Raw genomic sequence first — 24169 nt, 5'->3', positions numbered from 1 at the left:
ATATATATTTAATAAATACATTTTTACAACTCAATTATTTTTTTTGGTCTAGCTTTAGTATCCTTATTCATCTTTCAAATGAATAGGATTAAATATTGAGCTTTCTTAATTTATGTAACTACTTTTAATTCAAATTTACCTAGAATGTCATCTCAAAATTTTTAATCTTTGTTTGTATTTCTTGCAAAGTGTATTTATAAACGTACGATTATATATAAGACTATTATGAATAATTTTAATTGAGCTTTAGCTATTTCTATTGTAAAATCACATATTTTAATTTCTTGTCTATCCAATATAATCTATTTTTATTTAACGCATTGTATAGAGGACCTACCAAATATTCGAAAAATCATTTAAGCTTTTTTAATAAATAAATAGCTATAGAAGCTATTCTAGGGGAAAATATAAATATTCGAGCTATAATTATTTTTATTTTCAACTTATCTATATTAGTCTTTCGTTTATTTATATCCCTTTTTCTCATATGAAATGTTTCTTTCCAATTAGAAAAGTTGTTATTTAAATATTTTGATATAGTCATAGCGTGTTTGTATATAGAACACAATCTAATGTCAGAAATATTATATACATGCGAAAATAAAAAAGTGTTTATGTATAAGTTTTCGATTTCTTCTTTGTTAAATACACCATTCTCCCAATAAAATATAAGATGGTTAAAAGCAATGTAAATATCATTATTTTTTTTGTATTTTTTTGATACATTATTTGTATTACTATAGTCATAATAGTATAAAGCTCGTTCTAAGTAATCAATACTGTTTGCTTTACTGATTATCACCGGAATAGTACCTTGATCAACATACCTTATATTCTGATTTGGAAATTTTACTCCATCAAATAAACTTTTCTTAATAACTTTATTCCATGGGTAATGTTGAGTAAACATAAGCCCAGTCTTGTCTTTAATTTCAATTCCAATATTTTTATACTCTTCAAAATTCCCATCAAAAGTTAGATAGTCAAAATATAGTATATCGCAAGGGGTTTTATTTAGATGGTTTTTTATAATATCAGAAGAACCTTCTAGGATGTAATCATCTGAATCTACAAACCATATGTAATCGGAATTACATATTTCAATTCCTTTATTTCTAGCTGATCCTGACCCATTATTAGTCTGAGATAATATGATAACATTTGGAGTGTCAAAGTACTTTTCCATTAAATATTCAGTAGTACCATCAGTACTTCCATCATCGATTATTATTAACTCATCAGTATTTTTTAATTCTTTAACTATTGAGGCTATAGATCTTTTCAGTAAAGTTATGTTATTAAATGTTGGCATAATATATGAAATAGTGGTCATTAAATCAAAACTCCTTATGAAATTTATAAATGTTTCTTGAATTTGAATTCATCCAGAAGATATAAATAATTTGATTCTTTAATCTCCATTATAGAACCACAATTTATTCAGAACCTATTTATTTTACGCTTTTTTTGAAAACTATTTAAGATGAAATCTAATAGTTTAATTAGCTCTATCTTCAAAATATTTAAGAATCGGTATTTAAGTAATTGTATTATTAAAAAACAACCCTATAATAAGAATTTATGCTACGAGAGCATATCCCCTTCACGAAAAATTATCGTTTAAGTGTTACTAATAAAAGGTATTTATTATATTGATAAATTATACTCTAATGATTCGAAATACAAGTATAGCACTAATAAACAATCCAAAAGTAAAAGCAAATCCACTAAGTAAATCTCCTCTTAGAACGAAAAATAACAACCCTAAGCTCAACAAATAAAGTATATTGTTTGCTGAGTTTTCTGAATCAGACCAATATATTAAGTCCAGTCGTGCGTTTAGATAAGAAATAATAATAAGAAACAATATTATTCCTAAATAACCAAAATTAATATAGCCTTCTCCAAAAAAATTCATTGATACGTTATTAAAATAAAAGTTTGATTGATTAGCTATTAACATTCCACTTCCAACAGATTTGTTAGTCCAGATTGTTCTAGGAACAAAGAAAAAGAATGATGTTAGTAACTGATTACCGTAAGTTATTATATTTTCATTAACAACTTGCATGAACATTTGATATGAATCGAAATGGCCTTGTGTAAACATCTTAAAATCAAATCCAAATTTTAGCTCACTCAAACTATTGACACTTCTAGCCTGATCCAAAAATGGAAAAACAAATAGAAGTCCAAAAATAAGTATTTTATTAAGAGAAAGATAACGTTTTTTTATTCTATAGATGTACAAAATCAATAAAGGTATATATAATGCCGCAATATAAAAACGAGGTGCTCCAGTAGGGAAATTTGTTAAAAGGGCAAATGCCCACAATATCAATTCATTCTTAGATATTTTAGAAGAAACCATCTTCTTATTTATTTTATAATATATTAAACATATAAGTGGAATCGGTCTTATGAAATAATTAAAAATTAATATTTGAGTACTATTATTTAGTATATTATTACCATCTCTTAAGATCATATTGAATAAGCTGAAATCAAAGATTATAATTATTAAAAATGTACTAAAAAATGATAACAAAAGTATCTTCTTATGAGATATAAATCTGAAGCTTATCTCATTGTTACTTAAAATAGTTTTTTCAATATTACTACTTTTAAATTTCGAAAATATTCTGTATAGAAATTGGTATAAAATCATAATGAGTATGATTATCACATTCATTCTGTAATAATCATAACTTGAATAGTATAGATCATAACTCCATAATACAATACCTCGTTGATACTGTATTATTGGAGCAATTCCAAAAAAGAAGAAGAAGAATAACATCAGAACCTTGTTTAGACTGAAGTTATAATTATCTCCTAATACCATAAATATTAAACTTAATATTATAATGATAAAATTAGTAACTAATACAGAGTAATCATATTCCATTTCATGATTACTGTATATAAAAAAAGTAAAAATAATCACTATAAAAATAAAAGGGTAAGATTTTAATTGTTTATTTTTTATTTTCATTTAAACTCCTTCTTTTTCACTATATTACAAAGTCTAATTAATTTAAATACTCTTATATGGTTAATGCAATAAGCTTTGATATAGTTCGATATAGTTATCAAAATTTAAATTTTTATTAAATTTTTTCAAAGACATTTCGTGCATTTCTTTTGATTTTTCCCAAGATGTATTATAATACTTACGAATTGTATTTAAAATCTCGTCTATATTAGTAGAACTTACAATTGAGCCCATGTTAGTATCCACACTTTCTGGGCTTCCACCTGTATTAAAGGTTACTACGGGTGTGCCGCAAGATATAGCTTCTAAATTGGTAGTTGGATACGTATCTTCAAGAGTTGGATTAAAAAAAACATTTGCACTTGAATATATTTCTGCTAATTTTTCTATATTATTTAACTTAGATATTCCAATAATATTCTTAGGCATTTCTCTAATTTGTGTTTCTGTCAAACCCACTAATACAATTACTTCATTATCATTTAATTTATTTGAGAGATTTATGAAATAATCTATTCCCTTACTTTTATTCCATACGCTTGCAACACCTAGTATAACAAACTTTTCTTCCAATCTATAAGAGATTCTAAAATTATTACTTCTAGGTTTAAAAATGTCAGTATCTATTCCATTATTTATAACTTGAATAGGGTAATCTCTTAGTTGAGACTGTTTCACAATTTTCTTTAACCAATACGAAGGTGTTATTAACGTTAATGATTCTACATTATTAAAAATACTTTTTTTTCGGTTAAAATTATTTATAGAATTGTTTATAATCCAACTAGTTGGGTACTTATTTTTTTGGATACATTTAATTTGAGTATCTAATCTCCAACACTCACAAGCAGCATATTCAAAATGAGTACAATGTCCAGTGAAAGACCAACAATCGTGCAGCGTCCAAACTACAGTCTTATTATATTTTTTAATATAATCAAAAAGCAATTCAATATTAATGAAGTAGCCATGAATATTGTGAAGGTGGATTATATCCGGATCTAATTTTTTAACTTTTTCTAAAAATAATTTCGTTGCTTTTTTTGAACCGAAGCCATGTTTATCAAATAATCTAGTTAATATAACATGAAGAAAAATATCTAATTTATTTCCTATTTTAATAATATTTTTATTTTTGTTAACTTTCCCTCTTCCATATGCTATGTAACTATCATGACCTTTTTCAATTAAGATATCATGAATATCAGTAGCAATCCTACCAGTACTACCAATCCCACAAACAGAATTAATTTGTAATACTTTCATAATAACTATTTCCTCCATACAACTTTGTTTACATAATCTGTATAAGATAATATAATTCTTAAAACTTTTTCCGATACATTTGGCATACTGTAATCACTAACTAATCTCAATGTATCCTTTTCTTGAGTTTCAAGTACCTCTAAGCCTTGCATAATTCTTTCTTCGTTTAAACCTACCATCATTACACTCGCTTCTTCCATTGCTTCTGGTCGTTCATGAGCTTCTCGGATATTTAAGGCTCTAAACCCTAAAATAGAAGATTCTTCACTAATCGTACCACTATCACTTAACACTGCTTTAGAGTGTAATTGCAAGCTATTATAATCGTTAAAGCCTAATGGTTTCATTAACTGAATGTTTTCATTAAACGTAATGTCTTTTTCTTCAATCATCTTACGAGTTCTTGGGTGTGTACTGACAATGATTGGTAAATCGTATTTTTCAGCAATGGCATTTAGACTGCTAACTAGTCCATTAAAATTCTTCTCCGAGTTAATATTCTCTTCTCGATGTGCAGATACAACAAAATATTCACTTTTTTCTAAATTCAATTGTTTGAGTACTTCTGAGTTTTTGATATCCTCTCTACGAGTTTCTAAAACCTCAAACATTGGACTACCTGTTTTGATGATTTGATCTGCTGGTAACCCTTCCGCTAAGAGATACTCACGAGCAATATCACTATAAGTTAAGTTAATATCTGCTACATGGTCTACAATTTTTCGGTTTGTTTCTTCCGGTACTCGTTGGTCGAAACAGCGATTACCTGCTTCCATATGAAAAATTGGAATCTTTTTCTTTTTAGCTGCAATTGCTGTAAGACAAGAGTTAGTATCCCCTAATACAAGCAGAGCATCTGGTTTTAATTTTTCTAGTATAGGATCAATTTTAATCAATATATTGCCTATCGTTTCAACTGGAGTTCCAATTGCAGCATTTAAAAAGTAGTCAGGTTTTCCTAATTTAAAATCTTCAAAGAAAACTTCGTTTAGTTCATAATCATAGTTTTGTCCAGTATGCACTAGAACATGATCAATTGCATCTGACGCTTCTAACTTGTTAATTACTGCTGAAAGACGGATAATTTCTGGACGTGTTCCTACAACAGTCATTACTTTTAACTTTTTCAATTCTAGACCTCCAAATAATAAGTATCTGCGTTATCAGGGTCAAACGGCTCATTTACCCACATTACAGTTACCATTTCTTCTCCTCCAGTATTCACAATGGAATGCGTATAACCTGTTGGAATATCAACTACTTCTAATTCTTCTCCATTCACAGGATACTCAATAACTTTGTCTTCACCCACTTTACGGAATCGGATTACTCCGTTCCCTTTAACGACTAAAAACTTTTCATTTTTCGAGTGGTGCCAATGCTGGCCCTTTGTAATCCCAGGTTTAGAGACATTAATTGATACTTGTCCGCGGTCTGGACTTCTTAGAAATTCTGTGAAAGAACCGCGGTCATCTTGATTCATTTTCAGTTTATAAGAAAAATCGTCCTCTGGTAAAAAGCTCAAATATGTACTATATAATTTTTTAGTAAAAGAATCCCTCATATCTGGAACTTCTAAGGTTTTACGACTTTCTTTAAAACCTTTAATCAATTGAGCGACTTCTCCTAAAGTTCGAGTATTTTTTTCTGTAACATCGTAATATTTACCAATTTTTGAGCCGTTTCCTTCTAAACAGTTAATCAGTTCATTAACTACATCATCGATATATTGAAATGTAATTTCAACAGTAGGATCATTTACTTGAATTGGTAGACTATTAGCAATATTGTGACAAAAAGTAGCAATGACCGTATTATAATTTGGTTTGCTCCACTTTCCGTAAAGATTGGAAAATCTGTAAACATATACTGGAATATTATTTCTTTCACCGTACTCAAAGATATAGTCTTCCCCAGCCTTTTTACTCTTACCATAAGAGTTATCCTTTTCAGCTTGGATAGATGAAGATATCATGATAGGTGCTTTATTATTATTTTTTTCTAACATACGTGTTATTTGAGATGTTAAATCGGCATTTCCTTCCATGAACTCGTCTTCACTCTCAGGGCGATTTACCCCTGCTAAATGGAAGATAAAATCACAATCTAATGTCCATTTCTCTAAATCTTTTAAAGAATTTTCTCTGTCATAAAGGTATAAGTCTTGATATCCTCTATTTTTTAACTCAATTACTAGATTTTTACCAACAAATCCTTCTGAGCCAGTAATTAAAATCTTCATTAATGACCCGCCTCCCATGCTTCTAACTCTTTTTGAACCATCGGCACGGTTAGCAATTTATCTTTTACTTCTGCAACTGTCATTAATTTAGTGTTGTCTGAATTAAATTCTTCTAGTAAATTACGGTCTTCATCTCCATCTGAGAAATATTTGTCATAATTTAAATCACGAGTATCAGCTGGAACGCGATAAAAGTCTCCCATATCGATTGCATGGGCACATTCTTCATTTGTAAGAAGCGTCTCATACATTTTTTCCCCATGGCGAATACCAATTTGTTTACTTTCTGCTTTAGGATTGAATATTTGCTTAGTGGCTTCCATTAAGACTCCAATCGTAGATGCAGGAGCTTTTTGAACCATAATATCTCCAGATTCAGCATGTTCAAAAGCATACACTACTAAATCTACTGCTTCTTCTAAAGTCATGATGAATCGAGTCATATTAGGATCAGTTACTGTTAGTTCTTTACCATCACGCATCTGATTGATGAACAAAGGAACGACTGAACCGCGTGATGCGAGAACATTTCCATATCGAGTAACACAAATTTCAGTACGTTCAGGTGAAACAGTTCGAGCTTTCGCAACTGCAACCTTTTCCATCATTGCTTTTGAAGTACCCATTGCATTCACTGGGTAAGCTGCTTTGTCTGTAGATAAACAAATTACTTTTTCTACTCCTTCTTTGACTGCTGCATTTAATACATTTTCTGTGCCGACTACGTTAGTACGTACTGCTTCCATGGGGAAAAACTCACATGATGGCACTTGCTTTAATGCTGCAGCATGGAACACAAAATCCACTCCGTACATTGCGTCTCGTATACTTTGAGGATTACGAACGTCACCAATATAAAACTTGATTTTATTACTATACTCAGGAGCAATTTGTTGATATTTATGACGCATTTCATCTTGCTTCAATTCATCTCGAGAAAAAATACGGATTTCTTTTAAATCTGATTCTAAATATTTATCAAGTACTGCATTTCCAAACGATCCAGTTCCTCCTGTGATTAATAACGTTCTGTCTTTAAACATGTTTCCCCTCCTAATAAGTCTTGAATATAAATATCCATTTCTTCTAACAAGTGATTTTTGTCAAAATGTTTTTTTCCATACTTATGAGAATTTTCAGCCATTTGTTTTAATTTTAAATCGTCGTATTCCAGAAGCTTCTTTATATTTTTCACAAGTAAATTTTCGTCTCCAGGAGGACTAACAATCCCACATTCAGCTTGCAAAATTATTCTTTTCGATTCTCCCGATACTGACCCTAATATAGGTACTGCACTGGCTAAATAAGTTTGTAGCTTTGCAGGTATAGTTTTATTAAATAGTTCATTTTCAGCAAAACTTAGAAATGCCACATCAGAGTCTGTTAAAAATTTTGGTATTCTTCCTGCAGGTTGCCTATCGATAAAATTAAAATAATTCTCTATATTTTCTTTTTTTGTAATATTGATTAGTTCTTCTTTATATCTTCCGTCTCCAATAATATTAAATCTTACTTTTGTATTAGTCTCCTTCAATAACAAAGCAGCTTTTGGAAGTATTTCAAGACCTTGTGCATATCCAACATTTCCTGCAAATACAATATTAAATACATCGTCTTTAGGTATACTAACGTCATTTTCAATAGGGTGTAGATTGTTTTCAAACTCTTCTGCATACTGTGGCCAATAGCTAACTCGGTTAATGTCAGTTGTGTTTTTCTCTATATGATCTTTAAAACTAGGTGATGTAGCTAATATTAAATTTGTATTCCTATAAATATAATCAACCATTTTTTTTATATTTTTGATAATGATTGGATTATTTACTCCACCTACGATTTTTAAATTTTCTGGCCATAAATCTTGAACATACAGTATGGATGGCACTTTAAACTTTTTAGAATACCAAACACCTAACAATGCTTGAGTCATAGGTGAGACTTCAAAAGTAAAGACGATATCCGCCTTGATTTTAGTGAGTACTTTCCATAAATAACCCGATAAAACAAAAGATGCATAATTAGCAGCTAAAAATATTGGAGATTTCTTTCTAGGTATTAGTGGGAGTCTAATTATCTCAATGCCATTATAAGTTTCTTTCCTTTTTTTAAACATTCCATATCCTTCAAAGAAGTTCCCCTCAGGATAGTTCGGTATCCCTGTCACTACTGTTACTTTGTAACCTTTCTTTACCCATTCTGTACAAATATCATTAATTCTAAACTGTTCTGGATAAAAATATTGAGAAATAACTAATATATGTTTTTTCATTAATGATAACATCCTTAATCCAACTCTGTTAATTTTATTGATTCTTTAAAATCTACGATTTGATAATTATATGTAAGTTCACTAAGTCTTTTGGAATACTTTAGATTGCCAAACAGTTTATTTAATAGTGTTATTTTGTTGATAAATGGAGAAATAAGAGGATTAAACAACTTTGTTAACAATAGAGTTTTGTTATGGACGTCCGAAATTTCTTTAACCAATTCACTTGTTTTTATATATTCAGTGTTTTGAGGAAAAAATAATCCAGATTCATTATATTTGATTATATAATACAATAGTTCCATCAAATTATTGATATGAAGCATACTTCTTTCATTATCAATATTTGGAAAAATCGGAATCATTTGAGCTAACTTAGATAATTTAGGATAGTTTCCTCTAGAGTTTTTTCCATAAATCATTGGTGGTCTGAGTATCGCGACATTAAAGCTTTGGTCACTTAAATCATTTATTGCGAATTCCGCTTCTAATTTGCTACGTCCATAAAAATTACTTGGATTTGGTGCCGTTTCTTCAGTAATCACTTTATTCGATAAGGTTCCATCACCATAAACTATCATACTACTCATAAATATGAACTGGTGTACTCCATCATTTTTAGCTTTTTTTGCTACTTTTACAGTTAAATCTCTATTTACTTTATAGTAAAGTTCTTCTAAGTCTGAATTAGTTGATACATGTGCAATTCCCGCTACATGAAAAACAATATCAAATGTTGAAAAATCATATGTTTTCCATGAGTCTCCTTTAACATCAAGTTCTTTACAGTAATATTCTTCTTCTTTACTTTCAAGCCATTTAATTAAATTTGTTCCAATATAACTACCTTTTCCAGTGATTAATATTTTCTTCATGATGTAGCTGACTCCTCAGTTTTATTTTTTGAAGATTCTGTTTTGTAGTGTGGATTCTTCGTTACGTTAACACCTGGTCCACCTTCTACGACTCCATCACTTTTTACAATACTGATAAGTGTACCTAAGAAACACTTAATGTCCATCCATAAACCAATGCTTTGCGCATATTCTCCATCGATTTTGCTTTTAACACCTATTTCTAGTTCATCTCGTCCACTTATTTGAGCCAATCCCGATAGACCAACTGGTACATCATTGGCTTTATATTTATCTCTTTCTTCTATTAAATCGTATTGATTCCATAAAGCAGGTCTAGGACCGATTATACTCATTTCACCTTTTAAGATATTGAAAATTTGTGGCAACTCGTCTAAACTGGTCTTTCTAAGAAATTTGCCTACTTTTGTTATCCACTGATCTGGATTAGTTAATAAATGAGTTGGTGTATCTTTTGGAGTATCAATCCTCATTGTTCTAAATTTCAGAATATAAAAATGTTTTTTATATTGCTTCACTCTCTTTTGTTTAAATAGAATAGGTCCTTCTGATTCTAGTTTTATTGCAATACACAAAATTAAGAATAAAGGAGATAAAGCAATTAGAGCTAATAAAGATAAGACTATGTCAATTCCTCTTTTTAGTTTTAAGTAGTTCATAATCTGACTCCTTTTATTAAATAGATGACACTTTTAAAATTTCTCTACCAGTTTCTTGATCTGTTGTATTTTTATTGGCATATGAAATTAATTCTTTTTTCAACTCTTCTTCAGATAACATTTCTATTCTCTTCACAAATTCCAAAACATCATTAACTGATGAGTTAGTTACTTCCCCAACAAATATTTTCTCAAAGACTTGTTCATGAGTACTTTCGTCACTGGTCAGAAGTTCTTCAAATAGTTTTTCACCAGGTCTAATTCCCGTTTCTTTGATTTGAATATCAGCTTCTGTTTGACCAGACAATTTAATCATCTTTTTAGCTAAATCGTATATTCTTACCGGTTTGCCCATATCTAACACAAAGATTTCTCCGCCCTTTGCTAATGAACCGGCCTGAATAACCAATCGACTAGCTTCAGGAATCGTCATAAAGTAACGAGTCATTCTGAAGTCCGTTAAAGTAATAGGGCCACCATTCTTAATTTGATCTTTAAACAATGGAATGACCGATCCTCTAGAATTCAGTACATTGCCAAAACGAACAGCTACAAAATTAGTTTTCCCTTTTTCATTCAGTCCAGTTACTATCATCTCAGCGATACGTTTAGTAGCTCCCATAACATTAGGAGGATTTACGGCTTTATCTGTTGAAATCATCACAAAACTTTTCACATCTGCTGCTTTTGCAGCTTCAGCCATATTCTTAGTACCATAAATATTATTTTTTACAGCTTCTCTTGGGTTATACTCCATTAATGGAACATGTTTGTGTGCAGCCGCATGATATACTCGGTCTGGCTTGTGCTCTTCCATCACTTCAAAAATTCGATCTCTATCTTGAATATCCGCGATAATTGGGATGAGTTCTACACCCTTATGTTTTAAGTTTCTTAATTCTTTTTCAATTAAATAGATTGAGTATTCTCCGTGACCTAGCAACAGTAAACGTGTAGGTGAAAAGCGTATCACTTGCCTAGCAATCTCAGATCCAATTGACCCACCTGCTCCAGAAATTAATATGGTCTGACCAGAAAGTTGAGTCGAAATTTTTTCCATATCTAACTTTACTTCTTCTCGTCCAAGCAAGTCCGTTACATCAATTTCTTTAAAGGTGTTTACTTCAAATTCCCCAGAAACTATGTCTTCTACCGAAGGCATTTGGTTAATTTTTATATTTGCCTCATTAGCTTTATGTACTAGTTTTTCTAGTTTCTCTGATAATAAGGAAGGAATAGCTACAGTGATTTGTTCAACATCGTAATCAACGAGAATACTATCTATATCTTTAGTTGTACCAATCACTGGGACACCATACAATATAGTTCTGCCTTTATTACTGTCATCATCTACGATACCGACCAATTCAATAGCCGGATCATTTTTAATGTGACGAATAAAGAGTGAGCCTCCTGCTCCTGCACCCACAATTAAAGTCTTGACTGGTTTGATACCATTAGACTGACCAAGCATGGTCAATTTTTCTTTATGCTCCACATATATACGCCATAACACTCGACTTCCTGTTATAAGTGAGACCGCTACTATATAAGAAAGAAATAGTACACGTAAGCTATACCCACGGTAAACTATAGTTGTTAAAAGAGCCCCTATTAGAAACGCAGCTGATACGACTCCGGCTTGTGACAGTGTTTCTTTAATACTCGTATACCGATTAATCCGATCGAACATACGTGTTTTAGTAGCAATAATATTATAAATCAATACAAGTAGTATGATGCCAAATATATAAGAACGCTGAGGTAAATTGATGTATGGAATAAGAAAAAAATAGGCAAACATACATGAAAATATAATAAAAAAAGTATCTAGTGCCGAAAGAATGTATCTTTTCAGGTTCCGATTCATTTGGTTTACTCCTTTCTCTATTTATTTAAACCACTTTGTAGAAAATGTTTTTTTCACTTGATAAGTTTCAAGAGTAATTACCGGGTCTCCGTTGATCAGATCTTTTGTCGTCTGATGAAACGCATTACTCATACTTCGACCATATTCTTTTGTTAGTAAATCATAAGCTTCATTCATATGAAAAGCACGATTACCTGTATTATGGGCATCTGATGAGATGAAATGAACCAGATTGGCTTCAATCAGCTGTCGGCTAACTTTTTGGGTTTTCTTACCGAATCCTCCAGTGTAGCTAGCAGCAGTTAATTGAGCCAAGGCCCCTTTATCGATAAAATCCTTTAACCGATTAGGATGTTCTAGAATCTGATGATTTCTTTCAGGATGCACAATGACCGGTGTCTTCCCATTTAACTGCAGCTCGTAAAACAATCTTTCTGCATATGTTGGAATAGACACTGTTGGAAACTCGATCATAACATACGTTTGACTTTCGTCTGTAAAGAGAATTTCATCCTTATCGATATCTTTGATTAATTCTCCGTAAAGGCTGACTTCTTGTCCCGGAAAAATAGTAAGGTCGATATTTCTGGCATCCAGCTTTGACTGAAGCTCGCTGACTTTCATTATGACATCAGCTTTGGCATTGATCCAACTTCGTTTCTGATGGTGAGGAGTCGCCAGAATATGTGTGATTCCTTCTTCCACAGCAAGTTTTGCCATTTGAATAGAATCCTCAAATGTTTGAGCCCCATCATCGACTCCCGGAAGTATATGACAATGTAAATCTATCATTGATTACACACCCTTTAATTATTCACCGTAATAGTAATAATAGTTATCGTCAGATTTATCTACACGATTTAAGACTGCTCCAAGCACGTTTGCCTGTACTTTCTCCAATAAGTCTTTTGCTTTAAATACTTCATCTTTATTAGCCATGCCCTTAGGTATAACGAATAATACACCATCCGTCTTAGAGGCCATTACTTGAGCATCAGTTACTGCTAATAGTGGTGGCATATCGAAAATAACTATATCGAAGTAATCCAACATTTCCTTTTTGATTTCTTCCATACGTTTGGACGCGAGTAATTCTGCTGGATTGGGCGGAATTGCTCCACTAGTCAGTACATACAATCCATCTGTATGCGTACGGTAAATCATTTCATCTAGATCAGCATTACGATCAGTAAGCAACGTCGTCAGTCCATCATTATTTCTAACTTTAAATGTTTTATGCACAGTTGGTTTGCGTAAATCCGCATCTACCAGTAGAACTTTCTTTTCTTTTGAAGCAAAAGTCGCTGCCAAATTCGCTGATACTGTAGACTTCCCGGATGCTGGTCCGGCCGAAGTCACTACCACAGTTCTTAGAGTTTCGTCCACCATAGAAAACTGAATATTCGTACGTATGGTTCTAAACTGTTCTGAAACGACCGATGACGGTTTGTTAACCACTACCAAGCCAGGTCGGTCAGCTGTCTCTACTTTTTTCTTTTTATTGAATATCATCATGCTTTCCTCCTAGACCCTTGACCTTACATTACTTGTCTCATTTGTGCGTTGTGGTAAAGCCTGTCGGCCGTCTGATTTTAATTCATCGGCTGACATTTCTGCAATACGCCCAAGACTAGTCCAACCCAGTTCTTCAACAATGAATTTTTCATCTTTTACTGTATTATCCAAAAATTCAAGTAAGAAGGCCAGACCTACTCCGATCATTCCACCTAAGACGAGTCCAATAACCAGATTCAGCATATGATTGGGAGATATAGGATTAATATTAGGTTCAGCTTGAGAAATTACAGTCACGTTATCAACGTTCATAATCTCATCTAAGTTTTCTTGGAAAACCGTTGCAGTCGTGTTAGCAATGGTTGCTGCATTGTAAGGATTCGTATCAACCACGCGAATCGAAAAGACCTGCGAGTTTGCTTCATTAGATATTGTGAGTTTGTTTGATAGTCCAGAATGAGATAAATCAAGATTCAGTTCATCTCTGACTTCATCTAGTATAACTGGGCCTTTGATTATATCTTTATATGTATTAATCAACTGAACATTCGTATCAATATCTGAACGCTGAATAGCATCTGCCTGCTGAGTACGATTGACTAGTAACTGGGTGGTTGAACTGTACTCTGGTGTTGCTATGAAAAACGTGTAAGCTGAAACTATAAGCAAACCTAGTAGTGTCATACTGACAATTAACCCTATTCTTTTTTTCAAAATTTCAAATAATTCTTTTAAACTGATTTCCTCTTCCATCTTATCCTCCTGTTGCCACGCCGAATATTTATACTATTATCTATTAACAAATTATCATAGTTTATAGAATAGCATATAAAATAACATCTTTGTACGGGGTGAACGATATATTAATTTTTATTAAATTAGTTAATTCATAAAATTGACACATTTCAAGTGTTAATTATCTAAAACTACAGATCCTGACACTTAATGCAAATAGATGACCTGTCTTCTATTCAAATCGACTTAAATTTTTATAATATAAAATGCACTAGTCGGATTGACCGAAAGGATTCAGTCCTATCCAACCAGTGCATGTCTAATTAATTATTGTTGTACAAATCTCTAGTGTATACTTTCTCTTTAACATCTTCTATATCTTCAGTAATTCTGTTCGCCACGATGACATCTACTTCATTTTTAAATGATTCCAGATCATTATTAACTTTTGATCTGAAGAACGTGTCATCGGTTAATACCGGTTCATATACAACGACTTCGATCCCTTTTGCCTTGATACGCTTCATAATTCCCTGGATAGCGCTTTGACGGAAGTTGTCTGACCCAGATTTCATAACCAAACGATAAATACCTACTTTTTTAGGATTTCTTGCTATAACCTGATCAGAGATAAAGTCTTTACGAGTTCGGTTGGCGTCAACGATGGCAGCAATTAGGTTATTTGGAACCTGATCGTAGTTAGCCAGAAGCTGTTTCGTATCTTTTGGCAGACAATATCCTCCGTACCCGAAAGATGGGTTGTTGTAGTGATCTCCGATACGAGGATCCAGTGATACGCCATCAATAATGGACTGCGTATCCAGATTATGGACTTCAGCATAAGTATCCAGTTCATTAAAATATGCGACACGTAATGCCAGGTAAGTGTTCGCGAAAAGTTTAACCGCTTCTGCTTCTGTCGATTTCATCAGTAGAACTGAAATGTCTTCCTTAAGTGCACCTTCAACCAGCAAATCAGCAAATGTCTGAGCACGCTCAGATTCTTCTCCTATAATGATTCGACTAGGATAAAGATTGTCATATAGTGCATTGCCTTCTCTTAGAAACTCGGGAGAGAAGATAATATTGTCAGTTTTGAATTTGTTTCTCAATTCTAGTGTATAGCCTACCGGAATAGTAGACTTGATGATCATCGTTGCATTCGGTGCATATTCTAAAACATCTGAGATTACCTCTTCCACTAAAGAGGTGTCAAAATAGTTAGTTTTGTCATCATAATTTGTTGGTGCAGCAATCACGACATACTCTGGATGATCGCCATAAGCTACAGTTTTATCAGTTGTTGCTTGAAGATCGAGGTTCTTGTTGGCCAAATACTCAGATATCTCCTTATCAACAATTGGAGACTTCTTGTTATTAATCATTTCGACCTTCTCTTGAATAACTTCAAGAGCTTTTACAGAGTTATTTTGAGCAAGAAGGATCGCATTGGACAGACCAACGTACCCCATACCTACTACGGTTATGTTCATTTTTTTCATCCTTTCATTATATCTATCCTATACTATAATACCCTGTTGTGAAATTTTCTACAACAGGGTATTAGTAATCCGTATATTTGTATAACTAATTTATTTCTAGTTCAGATTTCAAATGACTTTGTACACGAGCAATTTCTTCATCTGGAATCATTTCGTAATATACACCATTCATCATTGTCCCACTACCTGAAAGCTGGATTTGCTCCACGTCTGACACTGAAGAGCGATAGTTATTGAACATATCCATCATGTCTTCAAAGGCCATATTTGTACGCATATTCGAGCTCATTGCTCCTAAGATAGAACGATAGTTCATGACTGAGTCTAAAGAAGCAACACTTTGCATGGTTCCTTCTATTATCTGCCTTTGACGATGCTGTCTGCCGTAGTCTCCAGAAGGATCATTATGTCTCATTCTTGAATAGGCCAGAGCTTTAGCCCCATCCATATGCGTCGCTTGGCCTTCTACGAAAGCATATTCTCCTTGAGTGAATGAAAGTGGAGGCACCACATTTATCCCACCTACCGCATCAACAATCTGCTGCATGCTTTCCATATTGACTGACACATAGTAATCAACGGGGACATCGAATAAATTCTGTACACTATTAACAGTCATACTGGTTCCACCAAACGCATAGGCATGGTTGATTTTGTCTGTTGTGCCATGACCTACGATTTCCGTATAGGTATCTCGAGGTATACTTACAATGCTCGTTCGCTGAGTGTTCGGATTAACAGTCAGTAGCATTAATGTATCTGAACGACCAGCCATATTATCCGGACCTTCAGTATCCACACCCATGATTAGAACGGAGAAAGGATCTTCTCCTTTATCGACATCCAGAGGTTTTTCCTGTCGACTTGTGTGCTGCTCCTGAGCTTCCACTTCTTCATACATATCATCTGTTGTACTTCTTAAATCAGTATATACCTGCCAGGCAAAAAATGCGCCAATAGCTCCTATGACAGAAAAAAGAAGAAAGAAAATTGAAAAAACTATTTTCCCTACAGAAGCTTTTTTTCTCTTCTGACGATGTTTGCTTACTCTTGTTCGCTTACTCATAATTGTCCTACTCTCTCGTTCGTAAATTGATTTATTCACCCTTATTGTATCAATAAATTACTAGGAGACAATAAGGAAATTATGACGATTTAATGTTTGTTTATCTATTTGTATAAATGTTGAACTCTCAAACATCTTTTAAAAGTAAAACCTTTATATTGTATAATACTCTCTATACCAAGAGACGAACTTTTCCAATCCGTCTTCAATTGAAGTGGATGGTTTGAAGTTGATATCTTCTTCCAGGTCCGTCATGTCAGCATAAGTCCGCTTAACATCTCCCGGCTGCATCTCCATGTACTCTTTTTCTGCTTCCATTCCTAGGGCAGACTCTAGAGCCTTAATGAAACGCATGAGCTTAACTGGATTATTGTTCCCTATATTATAAATTTTGTAAGGAGCAAAACTTTCACTCACTTCGTCTGTGCTTTCGTCCCACTCTGGGTTAGCCTTCGGTGCTCGGTCCACCAATTTTTCGATGCCTTCAACGATGTCATCAATGTAAGTGAAGTCTCGTTCCATCTCACCATGGTTGAATACTTTAATGGATTCTCCTGCTAAAATTGCTTTTGTAAATGAGAAGTAAGCCATATCAGGTCGTCCAAACGGGCCATAAACAGTGAAGAAACGCAGACCTGTAGTGGGAATACCGTATAAGTGGCTGTAAGTATGAGCCATCAGCTCGTTGGATTTTTTAGTCGCCGCATATAGTGAAACAGGATGATCAACATTATGATTTGTAGAAAACGGCGCAACTTTATTTCCACCATAGACAGAACTAGACGACGCGTATAGCAGATGTTCGACTGGATTATGCCGGCAAGCCTCAAGAATATTCATAAAGCCTGTCAGATTGCTGTCTACGTATGCATAAGGATTTTCTATCGAGTACCTGACTCCTGCCTGAGCTGCCAGATGAATGACATGAGTCGGTTTTTCATTTTCAAACAAAGCATCGACATCATGTTTATCTTTTAAATCGATTTTATAGAAAGTAAATAAGTCATTTTCTTTTAAGTGTGTCAATCGGTCATGCTTCAGTTGAGGATCATAATAGTCATTGATATTGTCCAGACCTATAACTTCTATGTCTGATTTCATTAATTTGTTGGATAAGTGATAGCCGACGAATCCTGCAGCACCTGTTACTAGAATCTTCAATTTTATCCCACTCTTTCATATTGATAATTTTATTGCATCAATTATTTTCTTTTTGAATCAGTTTTTAATAATTTTTATTTCACTATGATACTTTTTTACTGTAAGCCCGATCAAGATCAATCCAGCTTCCTAATAAGAGATTTGTCTCCTTATGGGCGAAATCCATGTAGCCACTCACTGGATAGAAAGTGATTTCTCCGAAGAATACCTGACTACCAGTATTGTACAGGTCGATTCTTGCAAAAGGCATGCCTTTACTCAGTTTTCTGCTTATGTCGACCATCTCATGCAACTTGACAGGTTTAGGAATACCTTCAGGATTTTCATCGAACTTTTTCCTTTTAATACTTACAGGCTGCCAATTGATGTCATAATGGTTGATGTTATAATACCCTCTTCTACGATTGCTCATTACCTGAATGAGTTTAGGTTCTCCATTAAAACACAATATCTTATAATCCTTGAGCTCAGATTCGGATTCATCCACCATATATTTTTCACAGAGTATTTTGGGTTTAATATTCTTATATGGCCATTCTCTATGGTCCCAATAATAATTCCTTTTCATCCACTGTTCAATTTCCTGCTTTAGTTTTTCATAGTTAATTGAACTTTTATCTTTACAGACGAACACATCTCCTGAGGTATGGTTGGCTTTCAGCACAAATTGATTCGGAAGCTGTTCAAAATTAATATCCTCGAAGCTGTTGTAAACACCCAGAGATGGGATCAAGTAGTGCTGACCAATTTCATCGCTGATGACTTCTCTCACTGCTACTTTGTCCACAAGTGTAGTATAGTTAGGATTTCTGTCATGCAATTTAAGCCACTGCAGTTTTTCATTAAAGGTCGTTGGTTCAGCTAGATTGAGTTTCTCCTGCGTTTTTATATAATGTTTGATCTTGATAAATAACTCATCCGGTAAAAGCCTGAATAATCGAAAATTTAGAATAGTTACTAGTACCAGGCCGGGGTTGGTGAAAGCTTTAGTCATTTTTTTTAACACTTCAGGTCATCCTTTAAAATAGATTCAGTTATTATGTATATAGCTAAGATCTTCAATTACTATCGCATACAAAAGCGTCACCACTTATCACTTAAGCAGTGACGCTATGTTGTATTATAACCACGTTATACTTGCTAATCAATATACCTTCATTTTTCAATTCTATATCATTTTAACACAAATATAGAGCTATTTATTGTCGAAATTAAGTCAGACCCTCTCAATCTACCCTATACATTAATAAAAGTCGATCAGACGATCATATGCTCTGTTCCATTTATCGAAAGATTTACTGTATATGGCTACTTTTTCTTCATCTGGATAAAATGTTTTACTTATGGTTACACACTTATCTACTGCTTCCTCCGGTGAACTGAATAATCCAGCACCAATCCCTGCACACATCGCTGCACCTAAGCTTCCCAGTTCAGGAACTTCAGTTAATTGGATAGGTTTATCCAGCACATCTGCAAACATCTGGCACCACCATTCGCTCTTAGCAACGCCACCACATAGTCTGACATTTTTTATTTCAGAAGCAATGTTCTCCTTCATGGAAAGAATATCTTTCATTTCAAAAGTAATTCCTTCAAGTATGGCCTGAGCAATATCAGCCTTAGATGTACCTAGATCGATTCCTAAAAATGTTCCTCTTGCTTTCTCGTTTTTTCTCCGGCCGTGTGATCCCTGCAGGCACGTTAACGCTGTAACTCCGTTCGCCCCAGGTTTTGAGTTACTGGCAATGCTGGTCATCAGATCATACGGATCGGATCCCATCAGATTACTCGTCGCTACTTCAAGCGAACATAGTGCATCTCTGAACCAGCGGAATGAAGAAGCGGCAGTGTTTGTCATTAAGTACAACTGGTAACTGTCAAATCCAGGATTACTTCTAAGAGTCACACGTTTGTCCGGATCCAGTACTTTCTCATCACTGATCATGATTGACACACCAGCGGTTCCCACAATCAACACATCGGTTCCTGCTTCAACTGCACCTGCGGCGAGTGCCGAGCAGTTCGTGTCCAGTCCTCCAAGTGATACTGCGCAGCCTACTGGTAGCCCTGTCTCCAGTGAAACTTTTTCCGTTACATGTCCTACTACTTTTCCTGGTTCGTGAATGACCTCAGGCAGCTGTTCTTTATTCACATTATAGACAGCCATCAGTTCATCATTCCACTCATTGTCTTCTACACCAAGCATGCTCATGAAGTTTGCAGATCCTTCATCGATGTAGTAGCCGTCTGCGCCTAATTCTCTTAAAAAATAATCCTGATGCGAACAAATTCTATGCACCTTACTCCACGTTTCCGGTTCATTCTTCTGCAGCCAGTTTAAAACGGCAATATTATAAGCCCCGAAAGACATGCCGCTTAATTCGAAATACCTGTCATTATCTATTGTTGTTTTCATCTCATCGAGTATTTCGGTGTGTCTCGTATCCTGCCAGCCAATCGTTCTGTTCCTAATTACATTTTCGTTTTCATCAAGTAGCACCATTGTGATTCCCTGATTGGAATGACTCACACCAACAATGTCTGCTGGATCAATTTTAGCTTTACTTATAGCATCTCTGCATGAATCAAATACTCTCTGTCTAATTTCCCTGATATCCTGCTCGACATACCCAGGTTTGGGATAATAGCTGGGATACTCTCCGGCGCTTGTTGATATAAGCGTACCGTTCTGATCGAATACACACGTTTTACAGCCAGTCGTTCCTTCATCTATTCCTACTACATATTTCATATAGTTTCCTCCGTTTCACGTTTTCTCTTTTCCATCAGCATTAAATACCCTTCGAACATGTCGACATCATCAAAAGTCGTCAACTTCAGTTTGTTCTTTTGAGAATCCTTTGAAAAGTAAATACGTTCCCCTAATTCATACAAGAGAGACACAAGATAAGCATTCTCGTCGGTAGCGATATTCTCTTCATATGCTTTTCTATAGGCTTTTATTCCATTATCAAATTTAATAGTCCATGGCATATTCAACGTGACCAAATCTTTTTTCGAATAATACTCATCGGAATAGTAGCCTTCTTTCAGTTTACATAAATTGAATATGCTCTCATTAGCTGCAACAGCATTACCATATTGATTACATATCCTCAGCGAATCACTGATGATCTCTTCGTCAATCAGTGGACTGACGCTCATATGAAACATGATATTATCATCATCGCTGCATTCTCCATCGAGATTATATAAACCATTACGAGTAGATTCCTGCGCTGTTTCTCCTCCAGCGGTCACCCATTTTAATTTTGTAATATTATACTTTTCTGCGTATAGCCACATCTGATCTATATAATCTTCAACACAAACTACTTCAATGGCATCTATCTCTGGATGATTTTCAAATTTCTCAAGAGTATAAACTATTACTGGTTTGTTGTTTACCTCGATAAACTGTTTTGGAATTTCTGCTCCCATACGTCTACCGACTCCGCCTGCTAATACAACTGCTATATTCATTCTGCTTCTCCTCTGTTCAAATTACTTGTTCTCAAATGACTCATTATATATTCCACTGTAAACTGAGCCGCTTTACCTGTTTCTTTGCATCCATAAAATTCTAATATTTCTTTGCAGTTTTGTTCAGTATCTATCTGTTCATAATTGGACAACAACTCAGTTAACTCTTTCTGATTCTCAGCCACAAGATATGGAGAGTCTTCCATTTTAAAATACAGTGCCCTATCCTTCTCCATATAGTCTTTACGATCATTCTGATACAGAATAATCAGTCTATTAAGTAAGGCAAAGTCCCCTGCACTTGAGGAATAATCAGTAATTAAAATATCTGAGATAGACAGGAGATCGTTCATATCTTCGTACCCACTGACATCAATATACTGGACTGATTCTGGTATGCCTCCAAGTTTACCAACTGCAGAATGCGCTCGAATAAGTAGCACCCACTTCCGATGAGTACTCTCTTCCAATGTGGAAACTACTTGTTCCAAATCAATGTCCGTAACCGATTGAGCTCCATTACTTTTTACTGCACTTTTCCTTAAGGTAGGAGCATATAAGACTACACCTGTTTCTTCATCGAGAGATAATCTTTCTTTAATTTTCTGTTCCCTATTAAGATCTCTATTAATCAGTCGATCATTTCTCGGGCAGCCTTTTTTTAAAATTTCCCCTTTATAATTGAACGCAGAACGGTAATGCCTGTCTCCGTAATCTGACCCAGACAAAGCTAGGTCAAGATTCTTTTCTTCAAATAAGTCGCCTTCTTTATAGTGTCCGTTTGGAAGAAGCGTCCTCACATCATAGAGGATTTTCTTAAATGCCCTGTCTCCATGATACGTCTGAATATACTTCTGGTTCCGGCTCTTATAAAGATAGACAGGTTTTTCAAAGTTATCCACCCAGACTGCAGCTGTAGCAAGTTCGTACAATGCTTTTAGCGAGTGAGATTTAACAGTCTTTATGTAGGCAGGTAAATCAATCTTTTTACCTTCCGGATCTTTAAATATCCAGACTATGGAAGTATCCGGATCGATCTGATGCAGTGCCTCAGTTATAACTTTTGGATTGTCAGAGTATGTCTTTCCATTAAAACTGGAAAACACAACTTTTTTCTTGAGAGGAAATATCTTGTTACAGAGATACATATATGTGTAAAAAATCGTATGCTTTACGTGTCTTATTAGATTCATTTTATCACTCATTCTTTTTATATAGTCTATTGTAAAGGAATTGTAAATTCATTATATATTAAATCTCTAAACACTTAAAACAAAAAGTGTAAAGACCGCGAACTACCTATGGTAAGTTCCCAAATCTTTACACTTTCAATATTTTCTACAGTTATCTATTTTTATTAATTAAATCAGTGCATCGTATAACTTTTTGTATTTAGCAGATACATCTTTAAGAGAGAACCTTTTTAATATCGCCTCTCTAGAATTGATTGCCATACGACTTCTGATTGACTCATCATCAATAAGTTGTCTCATAGCTTGAGATAAATCAGCAGGATTCCCCAACTCAACAATATAGCCATTATCACCTTGACTGATAATATCTCGCGTTCCCCCAATATCTGTTCCGATAAGTGGAAGCCCTGTTGCCCCTGCTTCGAGCACTACATTTGGTAAGCCTTCTGAATATGACGGCAGCACAAACAGGTCTGAAGCTCTCATATAGTCTTCTATATTGTCTACACTGCCTCTATAATCAATAGTGATGTTTTTATGCGTTCTATTGATATCCTTCTGCTTTCTCTCGAAATCAATATCCTCGAGCTGGGGACCACACAAGATTATTCTAGCCTTAGTCTCATTACTCAATGTATCGGCAGCTTCCAGAAGATCGTGCACGCCTTTTCTTCGATTAATGGCTCCTACAAAAAGAACCACTGTCTCATCCTGAGGAATAGAAAGTTCCTGTCGCAAGTCTTTTTTTCTATCATAAGTGACAGGTTTGAATTTTTCAGTATCCACTCCGTTAGGGATAGTAGCAATTTCAGAATTTGAAGCCACCCGTCTAGACAAATTATCTCTGATTTCAGCACTGATCGCTATAAACACATTTGCGGATTTGATCAAAGCATGTCTCATTAGCTTAACTGCTTTTGCAACTGGGTTTTTGGTGCTGAGTTCCTTATCACTTAACTCATCCTGTGCCACTTTAATAATTACTGGCTTCTTTTTAAGTTTACCGATCACATTGGCAGAAATCGCCTCGGGACCAGCCTTGATACAGTGGATAAGAGCATACCTTCGGGCATTTCTATGTAACCACAGGAATATTTTCCAGGCAAAGGTATACGTCAATCTGGAGGATCCATATGACGGATCAATCCCAAAACTCACTACTTCGAGATTCTCGTTGGTTTCTATCTGTGATGCATCATATGCAGTGAGTAACACAAATTTATACTTACTATCTGAATAGTCGAATGCATTGACTACCGATTTAAGTTGTCTCCCGTACCCTGAATAGACAGGAGGATATTTTAATGAGATCAAAACGATTGTTTTAGTCATAGG

Annotated in this window: 21 protein-coding genes; all 21 read right to left on the bottom strand. The window is 34.3% G+C overall.

From position 1 onward, the window contains the following. Positions 1-352: 352 nt before the first annotated feature. Positions 353-1333: a glycosyltransferase family 2 protein gene (locus tag BMX79_RS11045; protein ID WP_091482647.1), complete on the bottom strand. Its 981-nt coding sequence runs from the start codon at positions 1331-1333 to the stop codon at positions 353-355. 327 nt (positions 1334-1660) lie between these two features. After that, complete coding sequence (locus BMX79_RS12825) at positions 1661-2335, bottom strand: hypothetical protein (protein WP_373419241.1); 675 nt, start codon at positions 2333-2335, stop codon at positions 1661-1663. A gap of 720 nt (positions 2336-3055) precedes the next feature. Further along, positions 3056-4261: a glycosyltransferase gene (locus tag BMX79_RS11035; RefSeq protein WP_170231039.1), complete on the bottom strand. Its 1206-nt coding sequence runs from the start codon at positions 4259-4261 to the stop codon at positions 3056-3058. 5 nt (positions 4262-4266) lie between these two features. Further along, positions 4267-5391 (bottom strand): non-hydrolyzing UDP-N-acetylglucosamine 2-epimerase, encoded by a 1125-nt coding sequence (gene wecB / locus BMX79_RS11030; RefSeq protein WP_091482636.1) that lies wholly within the window; start codon positions 5389-5391, stop codon positions 4267-4269. A 2-nt stretch (positions 5392-5393) separates the two neighbouring features. Next, a complete protein-coding gene (locus tag BMX79_RS11025; RefSeq protein WP_091482633.1) occupies positions 5394-6503 on the bottom strand; it encodes a polysaccharide biosynthesis C-terminal domain-containing protein in 1110 nt (369 codons plus the stop codon). After that, positions 6503-7546: a polysaccharide biosynthesis protein gene (locus tag BMX79_RS11020; RefSeq protein WP_091482630.1), complete on the bottom strand. Its 1044-nt coding sequence runs from the start codon at positions 7544-7546 to the stop codon at positions 6503-6505. Before BMX79_RS11020 ends, BMX79_RS11025 begins: the two co-directional genes overlap by 1 nt. Continuing rightward, positions 7522-8772 carry a glycosyltransferase family 4 protein gene (locus tag BMX79_RS11015; RefSeq protein WP_091482626.1) on the bottom strand — a complete coding sequence of 417 codons (1251 nt, stop codon included), beginning with the start codon at positions 8770-8772 and terminating at the stop codon, positions 7522-7524. Before BMX79_RS11015 ends, BMX79_RS11020 begins: the two co-directional genes overlap by 25 nt. A 14-nt stretch (positions 8773-8786) precedes the next feature. Further along, complete coding sequence (locus BMX79_RS11010) at positions 8787-9647, bottom strand: NAD-dependent epimerase/dehydratase family protein (protein WP_091482624.1); 861 nt, start codon at positions 9645-9647, stop codon at positions 8787-8789. Then, the gene (locus tag BMX79_RS11005) at positions 9644-10306 is read right to left on the bottom strand and encodes a sugar transferase (protein ID WP_091482622.1); all 663 of its coding nucleotides are present in this window, start codon (positions 10304-10306) and stop codon (positions 9644-9646) included. The genes BMX79_RS11010 and BMX79_RS11005 overlap by 4 nt, the downstream gene beginning before the upstream one ends. Positions 10307-10322: 16 nt before the next feature. After that, complete coding sequence (locus BMX79_RS11000) at positions 10323-12176, bottom strand: polysaccharide biosynthesis protein (protein ID WP_091482620.1); 1854 nt, start codon at positions 12174-12176, stop codon at positions 10323-10325. 21 nt (positions 12177-12197) lie between these two features. Continuing rightward, entirely contained in the window at positions 12198-12968 is a 771-nt protein-coding gene (locus BMX79_RS10995) for a tyrosine-protein phosphatase (protein ID WP_091482618.1), read from the bottom strand. Positions 12969-12986: 18 nt separating this feature from the next. Then, positions 12987-13688, bottom strand: coding sequence for a CpsD/CapB family tyrosine-protein kinase (locus tag BMX79_RS10990; RefSeq protein ID WP_246117697.1), 702 nt, complete (start codon positions 13686-13688; stop codon positions 12987-12989). Positions 13689-13700: 12 nt separating this feature from the next. Beyond that, the gene (locus BMX79_RS10985; RefSeq protein ID WP_091482615.1) at positions 13701-14444 is read right to left on the bottom strand and encodes a YveK family protein; all 744 of its coding nucleotides are present in this window, start codon (positions 14442-14444) and stop codon (positions 13701-13703) included. Between the two features lie 305 nt (positions 14445-14749). Continuing rightward, positions 14750-15919, bottom strand: coding sequence for a nucleotide sugar dehydrogenase (locus BMX79_RS10980; RefSeq protein WP_091482613.1), 1170 nt, complete (start codon positions 15917-15919; stop codon positions 14750-14752). A gap of 94 nt (positions 15920-16013) precedes the next feature. Then, the gene (locus tag BMX79_RS10975; RefSeq protein WP_091482611.1) at positions 16014-16994 is read right to left on the bottom strand and encodes an LCP family glycopolymer transferase; all 981 of its coding nucleotides are present in this window, start codon (positions 16992-16994) and stop codon (positions 16014-16016) included. 153 nt (positions 16995-17147) lie between these two features. Next, the gene (locus BMX79_RS10970) at positions 17148-18155 is read right to left on the bottom strand and encodes an NAD-dependent epimerase (protein WP_281282349.1); all 1008 of its coding nucleotides are present in this window, start codon (positions 18153-18155) and stop codon (positions 17148-17150) included. A gap of 82 nt (positions 18156-18237) precedes the next feature. Then, positions 18238-19161, bottom strand: coding sequence for an ATP-grasp fold amidoligase family protein (locus BMX79_RS10965; RefSeq protein ID WP_218025383.1), 924 nt, complete (start codon positions 19159-19161; stop codon positions 18238-18240). A gap of 237 nt (positions 19162-19398) precedes the next feature. After that, entirely contained in the window at positions 19399-20910 is a 1512-nt protein-coding gene (locus BMX79_RS10960; protein WP_091482606.1) for an FGGY-family carbohydrate kinase, read from the bottom strand. Beyond that, the gene (locus BMX79_RS10955; RefSeq protein WP_091482604.1) at positions 20907-21641 is read right to left on the bottom strand and encodes an IspD/TarI family cytidylyltransferase; all 735 of its coding nucleotides are present in this window, start codon (positions 21639-21641) and stop codon (positions 20907-20909) included. Before BMX79_RS10955 ends, BMX79_RS10960 begins: the two co-directional genes overlap by 4 nt. Further along, on the bottom strand, positions 21638-22834 hold the full coding sequence (locus BMX79_RS10950; protein WP_170231041.1) for a CDP-glycerol glycerophosphotransferase family protein: 1197 nt from the start codon (positions 22832-22834) through the stop codon (positions 21638-21640). Before BMX79_RS10950 ends, BMX79_RS10955 begins: the two co-directional genes overlap by 4 nt. Before the next feature lie 168 nt (positions 22835-23002). Beyond that, on the bottom strand, positions 23003-24166 hold the full coding sequence (locus BMX79_RS10945) for a glycosyltransferase family 4 protein (protein WP_091482600.1): 1164 nt from the start codon (positions 24164-24166) through the stop codon (positions 23003-23005). Positions 24167-24169 lie beyond the last annotated feature (3 nt).

Source organism: Alkalibacterium pelagium, from assembly GCF_900109325.1.
GTDB lineage: Bacteria > Bacillota > Bacilli > Lactobacillales > Carnobacteriaceae_A > Alkalibacterium > Alkalibacterium pelagium.
Note: the sequence above shows the minus strand (reverse complement) of the source record. Positions and strands in the feature narration are given on the sequence as shown.

What these genes read in the sequence shown, in the direction of transcription:
- BMX79_RS11045 (WP_091482647.1), bottom strand. Translation starts at nt 1,333, where the DNA reads ATGACCACTATTTCATATATTATGCCAACATTTAATAACATAACTTTA.
- BMX79_RS11035 (WP_170231039.1), bottom strand. Translation starts at nt 4,261, where the DNA reads ATGAAAGTATTACAAATTAATTCTGTTTGTGGGATTGGTAGTACTGGT.
- BMX79_RS11025 (WP_091482633.1), bottom strand. Translation starts at nt 6,503, where the DNA reads ATGAAGATTTTAATTACTGGCTCAGAAGGATTTGTTGGTAAAAATCTA.
- BMX79_RS11020 (WP_091482630.1), bottom strand. Translation starts at nt 7,546, where the DNA reads ATGTTTAAAGACAGAACGTTATTAATCACAGGAGGAACTGGATCGTTT.
- BMX79_RS11015 (WP_091482626.1), bottom strand. Translation starts at nt 8,772, where the DNA reads ATGAAAAAACATATATTAGTTATTTCTCAATATTTTTATCCAGAACAG.
- BMX79_RS11010 (WP_091482624.1), bottom strand. Translation starts at nt 9,647, where the DNA reads ATGAAGAAAATATTAATCACTGGAAAAGGTAGTTATATTGGAACAAAT.
- BMX79_RS11005 (WP_091482622.1), bottom strand. Translation starts at nt 10,306, where the DNA reads ATGAACTACTTAAAACTAAAAAGAGGAATTGACATAGTCTTATCTTTA.
- BMX79_RS11000 (WP_091482620.1), bottom strand. Translation starts at nt 12,176, where the DNA reads ATGAATCGGAACCTGAAAAGATACATTCTTTCGGCACTAGATACTTTT.
- BMX79_RS10995 (WP_091482618.1), bottom strand. Translation starts at nt 12,968, where the DNA reads ATGATAGATTTACATTGTCATATACTTCCGGGAGTCGATGATGGGGCT.
- BMX79_RS10990 (WP_246117697.1), bottom strand. Translation starts at nt 13,688, where the DNA reads ATGATATTCAATAAAAAGAAAAAAGTAGAGACAGCTGACCGACCTGGC.
- BMX79_RS10985 (WP_091482615.1), bottom strand. Translation starts at nt 14,444, where the DNA reads ATGGAAGAGGAAATCAGTTTAAAAGAATTATTTGAAATTTTGAAAAAA.
- BMX79_RS10980 (WP_091482613.1), bottom strand. Translation starts at nt 15,919, where the DNA reads ATGAACATAACCGTAGTAGGTATGGGGTACGTTGGTCTGTCCAATGCG.
- BMX79_RS10975 (WP_091482611.1), bottom strand. Translation starts at nt 16,994, where the DNA reads ATGAGTAAGCGAACAAGAGTAAGCAAACATCGTCAGAAGAGAAAAAAA.
- BMX79_RS10960 (WP_091482606.1), bottom strand. Translation starts at nt 20,910, where the DNA reads ATGAAATATGTAGTAGGAATAGATGAAGGAACGACTGGCTGTAAAACG.
- BMX79_RS10955 (WP_091482604.1), bottom strand. Translation starts at nt 21,641, where the DNA reads ATGAATATAGCAGTTGTATTAGCAGGCGGAGTCGGTAGACGTATGGGA.
- BMX79_RS10950 (WP_170231041.1), bottom strand. Translation starts at nt 22,834, where the DNA reads ATGAATCTAATAAGACACGTAAAGCATACGATTTTTTACACATATATG.
- BMX79_RS10945 (WP_091482600.1), bottom strand. Translation starts at nt 24,166, where the DNA reads ATGACTAAAACAATCGTTTTGATCTCATTAAAATATCCTCCTGTCTAT.